The organism is Stappia sp. MMSF_3263 (assembly GCF_030733745.1).
GTDB lineage: Bacteria > Pseudomonadota > Alphaproteobacteria > Rhizobiales > Stappiaceae > Stappia.
Map to the genome: position 1 here is coordinate 1 of NZ_JASHIK010000042.1, position 11,993 is coordinate 11,993.

Annotated in this window: 15 protein-coding genes; 11 read left to right on the plus strand and 4 right to left on the minus strand. The window is 67.0% G+C overall.

The window, feature by feature from the left end:
• Positions 1-446 precede the first annotated feature (446 nt).
• The 8 genes from RBB46_RS22940 to RBB46_RS22975 all read left to right on the plus strand — a co-directional run bounded on the left by RBB46_RS22940 (position 447) and on the right by RBB46_RS22975 (position 6,372).
• Positions 447-920 carry a MerR family DNA-binding transcriptional regulator gene (locus RBB46_RS22940; RefSeq protein WP_306031397.1) on the plus strand — a complete coding sequence of 158 codons (474 nt, stop codon included), beginning with the start codon at positions 447-449 and terminating at the stop codon, positions 918-920.
• On the plus strand, positions 917-1,366 hold the full coding sequence (locus RBB46_RS22945; protein ID WP_306031398.1) for a PaaI family thioesterase: 450 nt from the start codon (positions 917-919) through the stop codon (positions 1,364-1,366). The genes RBB46_RS22940 and RBB46_RS22945 overlap by 4 nt, the downstream gene beginning before the upstream one ends.
• The gene (locus RBB46_RS22950; protein WP_306031399.1) at positions 1,359-1,841 is read left to right on the plus strand and encodes a GNAT family N-acetyltransferase; all 483 of its coding nucleotides are present in this window, start codon (positions 1,359-1,361) and stop codon (positions 1,839-1,841) included. Before RBB46_RS22945 ends, RBB46_RS22950 begins: the two co-directional genes overlap by 8 nt.
• 63 nt (positions 1,842-1,904) lie before the next feature.
• The gene (locus RBB46_RS22955; protein WP_306031400.1) at positions 1,905-3,080 is read left to right on the plus strand and encodes an isovaleryl-CoA dehydrogenase; all 1,176 of its coding nucleotides are present in this window, start codon (positions 1,905-1,907) and stop codon (positions 3,078-3,080) included.
• 29 nt (positions 3,081-3,109) lie between these two features.
• Positions 3,110-3,811 carry a hypothetical protein gene (locus RBB46_RS22960; RefSeq protein WP_306031401.1) on the plus strand — a complete coding sequence of 234 codons (702 nt, stop codon included), beginning with the start codon at positions 3,110-3,112 and terminating at the stop codon, positions 3,809-3,811.
• A 502-nt stretch (positions 3,812-4,313) separates the two neighbouring features.
• Positions 4,314-4,796 carry a hypothetical protein gene (locus RBB46_RS22965; RefSeq protein ID WP_306031402.1) on the plus strand — a complete coding sequence of 161 codons (483 nt, stop codon included), beginning with the start codon at positions 4,314-4,316 and terminating at the stop codon, positions 4,794-4,796.
• Between the two features lie 117 nt (positions 4,797-4,913).
• Entirely contained in the window at positions 4,914-5,468 is a 555-nt protein-coding gene (locus RBB46_RS22970; RefSeq protein ID WP_306031403.1) for a DUF2867 domain-containing protein, read from the plus strand.
• Positions 5,469-5,571: 103 nt separating this feature from the next.
• Positions 5,572-6,372 carry an adenylate/guanylate cyclase domain-containing protein gene (locus tag RBB46_RS22975; protein ID WP_306031404.1) on the plus strand — a complete coding sequence of 267 codons (801 nt, stop codon included), beginning with the start codon at positions 5,572-5,574 and terminating at the stop codon, positions 6,370-6,372.
• Between the two features lie 111 nt (positions 6,373-6,483).
• On the opposite strand, the gene RBB46_RS22980 is transcribed toward RBB46_RS22975, so the two are convergent.
• The 3 genes from RBB46_RS22980 to RBB46_RS22990 form a co-directional block, all read right to left on the minus strand.
• Entirely contained in the window at positions 6,484-7,284 is an 801-nt protein-coding gene (locus tag RBB46_RS22980) for an ATP-binding cassette domain-containing protein (RefSeq protein ID WP_306031405.1), read from the minus strand.
• A gap of 2 nt (positions 7,285-7,286) precedes the next feature.
• Positions 7,287-8,408 carry an ABC transporter permease gene (locus RBB46_RS22985; protein WP_306031406.1) on the minus strand — a complete coding sequence of 374 codons (1,122 nt, stop codon included), beginning with the start codon at positions 8,406-8,408 and terminating at the stop codon, positions 7,287-7,289.
• A 131-nt stretch (positions 8,409-8,539) separates the two neighbouring features.
• The gene (locus RBB46_RS22990; protein ID WP_306031407.1) at positions 8,540-9,490 is read right to left on the minus strand and encodes a sugar ABC transporter substrate-binding protein; all 951 of its coding nucleotides are present in this window, start codon (positions 9,488-9,490) and stop codon (positions 8,540-8,542) included.
• On the opposite strand from RBB46_RS22990, the gene RBB46_RS22995 reads away from it, so the two are divergent.
• Positions 9,377-9,748 (plus strand): hypothetical protein, encoded by a 372-nt coding sequence (locus RBB46_RS22995; RefSeq protein WP_306031411.1) that lies wholly within the window; start codon positions 9,377-9,379, stop codon positions 9,746-9,748. The genes RBB46_RS22990 and RBB46_RS22995 overlap by 114 nt on opposite strands.
• A complete protein-coding gene (locus tag RBB46_RS23000) occupies positions 9,745-10,626 on the plus strand; it encodes a MurR/RpiR family transcriptional regulator (RefSeq protein WP_306031408.1) in 882 nt (293 codons plus the stop codon). The genes RBB46_RS22995 and RBB46_RS23000 overlap by 4 nt, the downstream gene beginning before the upstream one ends.
• Positions 10,627-10,657: 31 nt before the next feature.
• Here RBB46_RS23000 and RBB46_RS23005 read toward each other — a convergent pair whose 3' ends face one another.
• Positions 10,658-11,122: an Lrp/AsnC family transcriptional regulator gene (locus RBB46_RS23005; protein WP_306031409.1), complete on the minus strand. Its 465-nt coding sequence runs from the start codon at positions 11,120-11,122 to the stop codon at positions 10,658-10,660.
• Between the two features lie 264 nt (positions 11,123-11,386).
• Here RBB46_RS23005 and RBB46_RS23010 point away from each other — a divergent pair.
• Positions 11,387-11,993, plus strand: a 607-nt coding sequence (locus RBB46_RS23010) for an ATP-dependent Clp protease proteolytic subunit (RefSeq protein ID WP_306031410.1), incomplete at its 3' end; no start/stop codon positions are given.

An 11,993-nucleotide genomic window follows, 5' to 3' on the forward strand; every position in this document is an offset into this window, starting at 1 on the left:
TGGAAGCGCTTGTGTCGACGGATCGGCAGGCGACCGTCGCGACCCCATCGCCCCCGCTCTGGAAGCGAATGGGCCCCGGATCTCGCGATGCTCGTCCGGGGTGACGGCCTGAGGGGGCGCGGGGGTTGAGTGCCGACCGGACGTGGGGTGTGACGGCCTGAGGGTGTCGCGATAACGGAGAGCCCCCTCGGCTGCATGGCTCGGGCTCTTGCCCTCCCTCCCCGGCCGTCATCCCCGGCTTGAGGGCGGGGTGGCGGTTGAGTGCGACGATGAAGGAATGAGCACCGGCGGCCACCTCGTCCCGCATGCGGCGCAACGGAGACGCGAACCCGGGCGGCGACCTTGATCGCATGTGAGACACACCAACAAACCAATGATATTAATCGCTTAAATTTATCGTATTGACTGGAACGTAAACGTCATGCAGGCTTTTCCCCGGAGGAGCCATGCAGCCCTATTATACAATCACGCAGCTGACGCAGGAATTCGGCGTGACGACGCGCACGCTGCGCTTCTACGAGGCGGAAGGGTTTCTCAAGCCGCAGCGGCGCGGCCGCCAGCGGCTCTACCGGCCGGGCGACCGCACCCGGCTGAAGCTGATCCTGCGCGGCAAGCGGCTCGGCTTCTCGCTCGCCGAGATCCGCGACATCATCACCATGTATGACAAGGCACCGGGCGAAGCCGGCCAGCTGCAGCTGCTGCTGCAGCGCATCGAGGCCCGCCGCGCCGACCTGCTGGCCAAGCGCCACGACATCGACCTGACGCTGTCCGAGCTGGACGAGGTGGAGGCCGGCTGCCGCGCCCGCATGGCGCAGCTCGGGCCGCTGGCCGACCTCTTTGCTGAGGCCGATGCCGAAAGCGCGCCCCCACTCGAACGTTCCCCGCGCCCTGCGGGCAAAAAGAAGGCAACGAAAACATGAGCGGTTTCGAACCCCGCGACCCGGACTGGCGCGCCCGCGTCAAGGCAAGCTTCGCCCGCCAGGCCTTCATGGCAACGCTGGGGGCATCGATCGACCGGCTGGAGCCGGGCGCCGTCGACCTTGCCGCCGGCTTTGCCGACGGGCTGACCCAGCAGCACGGCTATTTCCATGCCGGCGTGACGACGACGCTGGCCGACACGGCCGCCGGCTACGCGGCGCTGTCGCTCTATCCGAAAGGCTTCGGTGTGCTGACCACCGAGTTCAAGATGAACCTGCTCAATCCGGGCCGGGGCGCGCGGCTGGTGGCGCGCGGACGGGTGATCAAGCCCGGCCGGACGCTGACCGTGACCGCCGCCGACGTCTACGGCCTGACGCCGGGCAAGGCCGACATCCACATCGCCACCGGGCTTTTCACCATGATCGCGCTGGAGGGGCTCGATGACTGACGCTGAAACGACAACCGGGACGGGCGCGGTCGCGATCCGCCCGCTCGTCGCCTCCGACCATGCGGCCTGGGCGCCGCTGTGGGCGGCCTATCTCGATTTCTACCGGCAGCAGCTCGCCGAAGGCGTCACCGAGACCGTCTTCGCGCGGATTTCCGGCGACGGCGCCCATGGCGGCCTCGTCGCCGAGCGGGCCGGACAGATGATCGGCTTCGTCCACTACATCGTCCACGAGACCACCTGGTCGCTCGAGCCGACCTGCTACCTGGAGGATCTCTATGTGGACGGCGCGGTGCGCGGCGGCGGCGCCGGACGGGCGCTGATCGAGGCGGTCTACGAGGTCGCGCGGGCGCGCGGCTGCCGCTCCGTCTACTGGCAGACCCATGACGACAATGCCCGCGCACGCGCCCTCTACGACAAGGTCGCGGTGCTCAGTCCCTTCGTGCGCTACGACCGTGTTCTGACGCAGAAATCCTGACCCAACCGCCCGGACGCAGCCCACCCGCATCCCGGCCGCGCCCTCCGAACCGGAGACAAGACCATGATCCGCAACGATTTCCCCTCCTTCAATTTCAACCTCGGCGACACCGCCGACATGCTGCGCGACAGCGTCCGCTCCTTCTCGCAGGACACGATCGCGCCGCTCGCCGACCGCATCGACCGGGAGGACTGGTTCCCGCGCGCCGAACTGTGGCCCGCGATGGGCGAACTCGGCCTGCACGGCATCACCGTGGAGGAGGAATGGGGCGGCACCGGCCTTGGCTATCTCGAGCACTGCATCGCCATGGAGGAGGTCAGCCGCGCCTCCGCCTCGATCGGGCTGTCCTACGGCGCCCATTCCAATCTCTGCGTCAACCAGCTGCGCCGCTGGGGCAATCAGGACCAGAAGACGCGCTATCTGGGCAAGCTGGTCAGCGGCGAGCATCTGGGCGCGCTCGCCATGTCGGAGCCGGGCGCCGGGTCCGACGTCGTCTCGATGAAGCTCAAGGCCGAGAAGACGGGCGATCGCTACATCCTCAACGGCACCAAGATGTGGATCACCAACGGCCCGGATGCCGACACGCTGATCGTCTATGCCAAGACCGATCCCTCGGCGGGCGCCAAGGGCATCACCGCCTTCCTCATCGAGAAGGGGTTCAAGGGCTTTTCCGTCGCCCAGAAGCTCGACAAGCTCGGCATGCGCGGCTCGGAAACGGGCGAACTCGTCTTCGACAATTGCGAGGTGCCGGAGGAAAACGTGCTGCACGAGACCGGCAAGGGCGTCAACGTGCTGATGTCCGGCCTCGACTACGAGCGCGCGGTGCTGGCTGCCGGCTGCATCGGCATCATGCAGGCGGCGATGGACGTGGTCATTCCCTATATCCATGAGCGCCGGCAGTTCGACCAGCCGATCGGCACCTTCCAGCTGGTGCAGGGCAAGGTCGCCGACATGTATGTCGCGATGAACGCCACCCGCGCCTATGTCTACGCCGTGGCGCAGGCCTGCGACCGGGGCGAGACGACGCGCGAGGACGCCGCCGGCGCCATCCTCTACGCAGCCGAGAACGCCACCAAGCTGGCGCTGGACGCGATCCAGCTGCTCGGCGGCAACGGCTATATCAACGAGTATCCGACCGGCCGGCTGTTGCGCGATGCCAAGCTCTACGAGATCGGCGCCGGCACCTCGGAAATCCGCCGCATGCTGATCGGCCGGGAGATCTTCAACAAGACGGCCTGACGCACTGTGTGGCCAGTCGGCAAGCGCGGATGAGCAAGAACGACAAGGCCGGGCCTGATCCCTGCGTCTGGTTGGTGCAAGGCCACGGCATATTGAACTCGCGTGGTTGGCGGTCCCGTGAAACACTCGAGAATGGCGGAAGAACGCCGGAGCCGATTCTGGAAGCGATGCGGCAGACCAAGGTCGGCTGGTTCCTGCCGCAGGACCGGTTTCCCACGGACAATTATCCGCTCCCGAACAGCCATCCGTCGGCGCACGAAGAACGCGTGCCGCAGATCTTTTCCAACGGCTTCATTTTCCTGGCGGGCGAAAGCGCCGAGGTGGTGCGGAGCTTCGACATGGGCAAGGGCGCGCTCTATCCGGTGCGCCTGTGGCATCCGGACGGCAAGACGCCCATGCCGGGCGCGTTCTTCTATCTCAGCCAGGGCAACAAGAAGGACGCCCTCCTGCTGGAGAAGAGCGTGAACCTGGATCAATTTGCGTTGGGACGCTGGGGGGTGCCAAGGGCACGTCGCGACAAGCCTCTGGCTGTTTTCTCAAAAGCCGCGCTCGAAGGCCCCGACCTGTGGTGGGACAAACTCATTGTGGATGACTTCTTCATCAGCGACCGGTTGAAGCGCGCCCTCGATCAGCGACGCCTGTCGAGGGACTGGCATCTCGTCCGTTGTCCGGTCGTCACGGACGCGGGCTGGCCGGCGCGCCACCGCCGCTGCCGCTCTGGGAACGAATAGGCCCCCGCTCTTCGCTTCGCTCCGGCGGGGGTGACGGCCTGCGGGTGGGGTGGCGGTTGAGTGCCGACTGAGCTGCGTGATGCGGGAATGCGGGCATCGCCTCACGCACCCCTCTCCCCCTTGAGGGGGAGATGTCCCCGACAGGGGACAGAGGGGGGGGGCAGCACCGGCCAATCCCTCCGCCAGATGGTGCTGGCGCCACCCTTGCTATCCGCCCGACCGCCATCCCCGCCGCCGATGTCACGCCGGCCCTGCCTCCCTCTCGGCCGTCATCCCCGGCTTGACCGGGGACCCATTGGCAACCCCGGCGGATGCGACAGTCCCCGACGGTCGCGGCAGGCGCGGAGCTCTTCGCCATCGGCGGCAGGATCGGCGAAACCTTTGGGTAGTGGATTTGCGGCAATCTCGGCGGGCGGCCAGGCGCTTCCCCTCGCCTTTCGCGCCCGTGTTTTTGCGCCCGTGTTTTTCGCTGCAGTGACATTTCGCCAAAGAGGATTGCCCGATGTTCGACTACAACCAGATCATGAGCCTGGCCTTTGTCGGCTTCGGCCTTGTCTGCCTGCTTCGGGGCAAGGGCACCGTTCCCAATACCGGGCTGATCCTGCTGGTCATCGCGATGCCGGTGGCGGGCCTTTCGACCGGCATGGACGTTGCCACGATCGCGATACATCTGCTTTCCGGTCTTGCCGGGCTGGTCGTTAGCCTTCTCGGCTTTGCCTTTCTTTTCAAGAGCGGCGGGTTCTGGAAGACCGTTGCCGTTCTCGCGCTCTGGCTGCCCCTTCCCCACATCCTGCCGGTGATCGGCGCCTTTTGCGTGCTCTGTTTCATCCCGCTGCTGATCGACACGCTGATTGTCAGGGCAAAGCCGGGACGCAGGCCGCTGTTTTCCCCCCATCTGACGGCGGTCCTGCTGATCGTCGCCGGCATCGCCGTCTCCCCGACCCTGGCCCTGCCCCTGCTCTATCCCGGCACCGCCGCAGGCTGAGCGGCAGCCCGCCCAACGGCTGCGGCAATGCGCGCGCTGCAACCTTGGGAAAGCGCTGATAGCATGATCCGGGTCGGCTGGCGCCAGGGGGCGCCGGCATCACCCCGCGAGCCCACGATGCCCGACACCGACCCGCATACCCCTGCCCCCGTGACCCTTGCCCCGGCAACCCTTGCCCCGATTGCCGCCACCCCTCTTGCCAGTCCGCCCTATCTGGTCGCCCCAAAAGGCGAGCTCGCTTTCCTGCATGCGCGCTCCGTGGTGCTGGACCGGCCGGTGACGGCGCTGGAGGGCTGGACCCTCATCCGTTCGAGGCCGTCGCCGCTCCTGGCCGCCGCCATGCGGGTGCGCGATGCGATCTCGGGCAGCTTCGGCGTCGCACCGATCTCCGGCTTTTCCCGAGCGCAGCGGACCAGCATCGCGCCGGGCGAGCGGCTCGATTTCTTCCTGGTGGAACATGCCAGCGACACGGATCTTGTGCTGAGCGTCCGCGACCGGCATCTCGACGTGATGACCTGGATCTCGGCGCGGGAGCGGACCTACAGGATCACCAGTTCCGTCAAGGTCTACAACCTGTTCGGCCGGCTCTACATGGTTCCGGTCGCCCTCGCCCACCGGATGATCGTCGCCGCCGATCTCGGCCGGCTGCAGAGAATGACGGCGGCCCGCTGACGGGGCACGTTGGGGGCGCGCCGCGTTTCTTGCCTCGCCGCGCTTGAACTTGAGGCCCCGAAGGGCCATTCAAGAGACCTGAAGCAACTCGGGGACGAGGCTCATGAGCCAGGTCAAGCGGCGGCTGGCGGCGATCCTTTGCGCCGACGCGGTACAGTATTCCAGGCTCATGGAGGCCGACGAGGACGGTACGCTCGACCGGCTGCGCGCCTGCCGCGAGGCAATCGCCGGACTGGTCGCGGCCCGCGACGGGCGCATCGTCAACACCTGGGGCGATGCCGTCATCGTCGAGTTCGCATCGGTCATCGAGGCCGTGCGCTGCGCGGCGGAGATCCAGGACGACCTGGCCAGGCACAACGAGGCGCTGCCCGAGGCCGAGCGCATGGCCTTCCGCATCGGGCTCAATCTCGGCGACGTGATGGTCGAGGGCGACGACATTTATGGCGACGGGGTCAACATCGCCGCGCGCCTGCAGCAGATGGCCGAGCCCGGCGGCATCGTCATCTCCGGCACGGTCCACGACCAGGTGAAATCGAAGCTCTCCATGGGCTTCGAGCCGCTGGGCGCCCACAGCGTCAAGAACATCTCCGATCCGGTCGAGACCTGGCGCATCCGCATCGGCGGAGAAAACGCCGCGCGCGCGGCGCGGGGGCCGGCATCGCCGCCACCCGGCCCGGCTTCCAGCAGCGACATGCAGGAGCCGCGCCCCCTCGGGCAGGCCGTCCATGCCGCGCTCGGCTGGTACCGGGCCCAGTCGCGCCGGGTGCAGACCGCCGTCGGCGGCATTGCCTTCTTCTTCATTCTCAACATGCTGACCGGCCCGGGAACGCTCTGGTTCCAGTGGCCCTCGCTGCCCTTCCTGGCGATGATCCTGTTCGGCGGGCTGCGGCGCAAGGAACGCTGAGGACGACATGACAAAAAAGCGGCCGCGGACAAGCCCGCGGCCGAGTTTCGCCGTTTGGCGGGACCCTTGATGTGGGAGGGAGCCCCGCCGCGCCTGCCCGATTAATCGCCTTCAGACCGTGCCGCCGAGCTCGGCGCCAAGATCCTGCAGCTCCTTGCCGCCGGCCATCAGGTTCTGCAGCGCGTCGATGGTGATCTCGTTCTTGGTGTGGGTGCCGAGCGTCCTGCCGCGATTGAGCACGGTGAAGCGGTCACCCACGGCGTAGGCGTGGCGGACATTGTGGGTGATGAAGATCACCCCGAGACCCTTCGCCCGCACCTGGTTGATGTATTTCAGCACCATCGACGTCTGGGCGACACCGAGCGCCGAGGTCGGCTCGTCGAGGATCAGCACCTTGGCGCCGAAATAGACGGCCCGCGCGATGGCGACGCATTGCCGCTCGCCGCCCGACAGCGTGCCGACCGCCTGTTGCGGATCGCGCACGTCGATGCCGATGCGGTGCATTTCCTCGCGGGTGACCGCGTCGGCATGGGTCATGTCCATGTACTTGAACGGCCCCACGCCCTTCAGCGGCTCGCGCCCCATGAAGAAATTGCGGGTGATCGACATCAGCGGGATCATCGCCAGATCCTGATAGACCGTGGCGATGCCGGCATCGAGCGCGTCGCGCGGGCTGGAGAAGGCGACGGGCCGGCCCTCCACCTCGAAATCGCCCGCTGTCGGCCGGTGCACGCCCGACAGCGTCTTGATCAGCGTCGACTTGCCGGCGCCGTTGTCGCCGAGCAGGCACAGGACCTCGCCGGCATGGACCTTCATCGAGACGCCGCCCAGCGCGATGACGGAACCGAAATGCTTGACCAGTTCGCGCACCTCGATGAGCGGGGCGGCACTCGCGGATGTTTCGCCGGCCATGATCAGCGCTCCCCTGTCGCGCGCTTGCGGATGAAGTTGTTGAACAGCACCGCGATCAGCAGCATCCCGCCGAGAAAGACCAGGTACCAGTCCTGGTCGATGCCGGTATAGGTGAGGCCGATCAGCACCATGCCGAAGATGATCGCGCCAAAGAAGGCCCCGATCGCCGAACCGTAGCCGCCGGTGAGCAGGCAACCGCCGATCACCGCCGCGATGATCGCCTCGAACTCCTTCTGGAAACCGCGCCGTGCATCGGTGGAGCCGGCATCGAGCACCGTGAGGATGGCGACCAGCGCCGCACACATGGCGGTGGCCATGAACAGGATGGTCTTCACCCGCGTCACCGGCACGCCGGAATTGCGCGCCGCATTGGCATCGCCCCCGGCGGCGAAGATCCAGTTGCCGAACTTGGTGCGCAGCAGGATCCAGGTCGCGACCAGCGCGAGCGCCGCGAACCACAGGATCTCGACCGGAACGCCGGTGACCTTGGGCAGCCCGTTGCGGAACGTGTCGGTATAGCCGTTGGCGGCGAGCCAGGCGAACACCCCCTCGAAGGCCTCGCCCGAGAAAAACTCCAGCACCGGGCTGCCATCGGCCGCTTCCTTGACGCCGCGCAGCTGCGTCGCCCCGCCGGTCGCCCATTTGAGGCCGACAAGCGTCAGCCCGCGCAGGATGAACAGGAAGGCAAGCGTCACGATGAAGGAGGGAAGACCGGTGCGCAGCACGATCTGCCCGTTGAGCGCGCCTATGCCGCCGGCAAAGGCGAGCGTCGCCACAATGGCGATGACGAGCGGCATTTCCCAGGTGACCAGCACCGCCCCGAAGGCGAGCCCGGCAAAGGCGACCATGGAGCCGACGGAAAGGTCGAACTCGCCGCCGACCATCAGCAGCGCCGCGCCGATGGCGAGAATGCCGAGCTGGGCGGCGGGCGCCATGAAGTTCATCACGCCGGCCAGCGAGAACATTGCCGGATTGGCGACCAGCAGGAAGAAGCCCGTCACCAGCACGAGGCCGGCAAGCGCACCAAGCTCGGGCCGGCGCAACAGCTTCGTCATCACGGTTGTCTGTCTCAGCCGCTCGTCCGCCGGCGGTGGCGGAGAGGCGGTCACCTGTCCATCGCTCATCTTGAAGAACCCGTTCCTTGTCCGCCGGACACCGGCGCGCATCCTGACCGTCAGCGGATTGCCGGCAGCGGATTACCCGCGCCGGACGGACCGCGCGGGAGGGGATCGCCCCTCCCCGCGCGGCCTTTGCCTCAGCGAATGCCCTGTGCGGACAGCTCGACCACCTGGGCCGCCTTTTCCTGGGTGATCAGGTTCGGCCCCGACGGCACGTTGCCGCCCGGCATCAGGCCGTAGCGCGCATGATTGGCCAGGAACACCACCGGCAGGTAGCCCTGCAGATACTGCTGCTGGTCGATGCCGAATGCGGCCTCGCCGTCGGCCACCGCCTGCAGGAAGTTGGCTGACAGGTCAAAGGTCGCGACCTTCACCTGGGAAAGCATGCCGCTGTCCTTGACCGCCTGCAGGGACGGCTCGCCGGCAAGCGAGGCGCCCAGCGCCATCACCGTGTCGATATCCCCGTCGGAGGCAAGCGCCGCCTTGACCTTGGCGAGAATCTCGGCCGGATCATTGGTGGTCGGCAGCACGGTCACCGAACCGCCGAAGCCGTCGGAAAAGCCCTGGCAGCGCTGGTCGAGCGAGACATTGCCGACCTCGTGATTGACGCAAAGTCCCTTCTTGCCGCCCATCCCGGCGAGCGCCTCGCCCGCCTTCTTGCCGGCGTCATACTCTTCCTGGCCCACATGAAGTGCAGCGCCAAGCGAGGCGGACACGTCGGATCCGGAATTCATCGAGATCACCGGGATGCCGGCGGCAACCGCCTTGCGGATCGAATCGCCCAGCGCGTCCGCGTCCGGGATCGAGACGATCAGCCCGTGCGGCTCCTGGTTGACCGCCGCATCGATCAACTGCGACATCGCCACCATGTCGAAGGTCTCCGGCGCGCGGTAGTCGACCGTGACGCCCATGTCCTCGCCTGCCTTGGCAACGCCGTTCTTGACCACCGACCAGAACGGATCGGCAGCCTGACCATGGCTAACCACGATAATATTGATATCTTCTGCAATTGCCGGCGCGGTGCCGGCAGTGGCGGCAAAACCGACCACGGCCGCGGCCGTGAGCAAGCGAGTGACGAACCGTTTCATGTGCTTTCCTCCCATCGTCCCCGTAACGGGGCTCCGTTCAATGATTGTGTTGCGGCCCCTGGCGCGCCGCTTCGCCTGTTTCCGGCCATCGGCTCCTCCCGCGCGACATCCGGAAATTTCAGAATGATGCGTTCCAAAAAACATCATATGGAATTTTTATTCCATTTTTGCTTTCACGGTGTCAAGCTGAAATCCGCCTCGCGCGCGCTTCGGCGCGAGCAGGACGCGGCGGAAGGCGAAAGGGAGACGAACCGGTGAGCGCCAGCAGCGACAAGGAACAGGACGATGTGCCCCCTGCGGCCCCGCGCGACTACGACGCGCTGCGGGCGCTGCTGATCGAGCGCAAGCCCGCCATGCCGAAACGGCTGGCGCAGGTGGCGGCCTTTGCCGTCGACCGGCCGGACGACGTCACTTTCGGCACGGTTGCCGTCATCGCCGAGCAGGCCGGCGTGCAGCCCTCGACCCTGGTGCGCTTTGCCCAGTCCCTCGGCTATCAGGGCTTTTCGGAATTGCAGGACGTGTTCCGCGCCAGGCTGCGCGAGCGCTGGCCCGACTATGACGAGAGGCTGGAAGTGCTGCGCCGGCGCGCGGGCGAAACGCAAGGCGCCCACGCCCTGTTCGGCGATTTCGTCGACACCGCCGTCGCCTCCCTGCTGCGGCTGCGCAACACGCTCTCCCCCGCCACAATGGACGAGGCGGCACGCGCCATGGCGCGCGCCCGGGTGATCTACCTGATAGGCCAGAGACGCGCCTTCCCGGTCAGCGCCTACATGGCCTATGCGCTGTCGAAGCTCGGCATGGCGGCGGTGCTGGTCGACAACCTGGCTTCGCTCGGCCCTGAACAGGCGCTCGCCGCGACGCCGGACGATCTCGTCGTTGCAATCAGCTTCACGCCCTACACGGCGCTGACCGTCGATGTCGCCAATGCGGCGGCGGCGCGCGGCGTGCCGGTCCTGGCGGTGACGGATTCGCCGTTCTCGCCGCTGATCCAGCCGGCGCGCACGGTGATCGAGGTGGCGGAAGCCGATCTGGGCGCCTTCCGCTCGCTTTCCGGGACGCTGTGCCTTGCCATGGCGCTCTGCGTCGCCGCGGCCGAGATCCGCCGCAAGGGCGGCGACGGCGACACGACCGGTTGAGGCAAAACAGGAACCGCGTCCCCGGCAGGCTTCAGCCCGCCGTCGGCATGCTGGCCGGGCTGCGATCGAATTTCGAGGCCAGCACGATGGAGGACTGCGAGCGGCGCACGCCGGGCACGACGGCGATCTCGTCGAGCGCCTCGTCAAGGTCCTCCAGTTGCGGCGCCTCGACAACGAGGAAGATGTCGAATTCACCGGCAATCGTCAGACAGGTGCGGATCTCGGGAAAGGTGGCGAGCCGTTTCAGCGTCTCGCGCACCTGCTGCTGCTCCACTGCCAGCATGACCAGCGCCCGCACCACATTGCCCGTGCCCGGCCGCGCCAGCACGGCGGTATAGCCGGCGATCGCGCCGGAACGCTCCAGCCGGGCAATGCGCTCGTGCACCGTGGACCGCGCCACGCCGAGGCGCCGGGCAAGGTCCGAGGTCGGCATGCGGGCGTTCATCTGCAGGAGTGCGATCAGCTTGCGGTCGAGTGCATCGCGAGGCGTGGTCATGGCCGTCCGTTTGGTTGGGGCAAGCTCTGGTCCGTCGATCTGCCGGTTATAGCGACGCATTGCCGGGCGCGCGAGAGCCTGCAACATCGCACCGGCACCCCGCCGCTGTCCCCGGCGTCCACAGCCAAGCCGCCCGCCGGCCACCCGTCCGGCAACCTTCTTGCGAGAACCCCTTTGCCGCGCGGGCGCGCATCGCCTAAGTATGGGGTTCGAGACAGGGCCGCACGCGGCCGATTCCGTCTTCACAAGGAGCAGATCTTGCACATGACAAACAAGACGACCGATGTGCCGAGCCGCCTCGACGACGAGGACGAGGACAAGACCAAGACACCGCCGTCCATCCAGGTTGACAAGCATCTGTTCGACGCGCGCACGGTGCTGATCACCGGGCCGATCACCCAGGAGCTTGCCCGCGACGTCAGCGCCCGGCTGATGGCCATGGCTCAGGTCTCTCACGATCCGATCACAGTGATCGTCTCCTCTCCCGGCGGCCACGTCGAATCCGGCGACATGATCCACGACACGATCAAGTTCATCGCCCCGGAAGTCCGCATTCTGGGCATGGGCTGGGTGGCGAGCGCCGGCGCGCTGATCTACATCTCGGTGCCCAAGGAGCGCCGTTACTGCACCCCGAACACCCGCTTCCTGCTGCATCAACCGTCCGGCGGCGCCGGCGGCCAGGCCAGCGACATCGAGATCCAGGCACGCGAGATCCTCAAGATGCGCGACCGCCTCAACACCCTCTTCGCCGCCGCCACGGGCCAGCCGATGGAGCGGATCGAGAAGGACACGGACCGCGACTACTGGATGGGCCCGGAAGAGGCGATCGAATACGGCCTCGTCGGCAAGATCGCGACGACCGTCGCCGATC

Coding starts and splice junctions, on each gene's coding strand:
- RBB46_RS22960 (WP_306031401.1), top strand. CDS start 3,110: ATGAGCAAGAACGACAAGGCCGGGCCTGATCCCTGCGTCTGGTTGGTG.
- RBB46_RS22985 (WP_306031406.1), bottom strand. CDS start 8,408: ATGAGCGATGGACAGGTGACCGCCTCTCCGCCACCGCCGGCGGACGAG.
- RBB46_RS22970 (WP_306031403.1), top strand. CDS start 4,914: ATGCCCGACACCGACCCGCATACCCCTGCCCCCGTGACCCTTGCCCCG.
- RBB46_RS22995 (WP_306031411.1), top strand. CDS start 9,377: ATGGCTAACCACGATAATATTGATATCTTCTGCAATTGCCGGCGCGGT.
- RBB46_RS22990 (WP_306031407.1), bottom strand. CDS start 9,490: ATGAAACGGTTCGTCACTCGCTTGCTCACGGCCGCGGCCGTGGTCGGT.
- RBB46_RS22940 (WP_306031397.1), top strand. CDS start 447: ATGCAGCCCTATTATACAATCACGCAGCTGACGCAGGAATTCGGCGTG.
- RBB46_RS22955 (WP_306031400.1), top strand. CDS start 1,905: ATGATCCGCAACGATTTCCCCTCCTTCAATTTCAACCTCGGCGACACC.
- RBB46_RS22965 (WP_306031402.1), top strand. CDS start 4,314: ATGTTCGACTACAACCAGATCATGAGCCTGGCCTTTGTCGGCTTCGGC.
- RBB46_RS22980 (WP_306031405.1), bottom strand. CDS start 7,284: ATGGCCGGCGAAACATCCGCGAGTGCCGCCCCGCTCATCGAGGTGCGC.
- RBB46_RS22975 (WP_306031404.1), top strand. CDS start 5,572: ATGAGCCAGGTCAAGCGGCGGCTGGCGGCGATCCTTTGCGCCGACGCG.
- RBB46_RS23005 (WP_306031409.1), bottom strand. CDS start 11,122: ATGACCACGCCTCGCGATGCACTCGACCGCAAGCTGATCGCACTCCTG.
- RBB46_RS22950 (WP_306031399.1), top strand. CDS start 1,359: ATGACTGACGCTGAAACGACAACCGGGACGGGCGCGGTCGCGATCCGC.
- RBB46_RS22945 (WP_306031398.1), top strand. CDS start 917: ATGAGCGGTTTCGAACCCCGCGACCCGGACTGGCGCGCCCGCGTCAAG.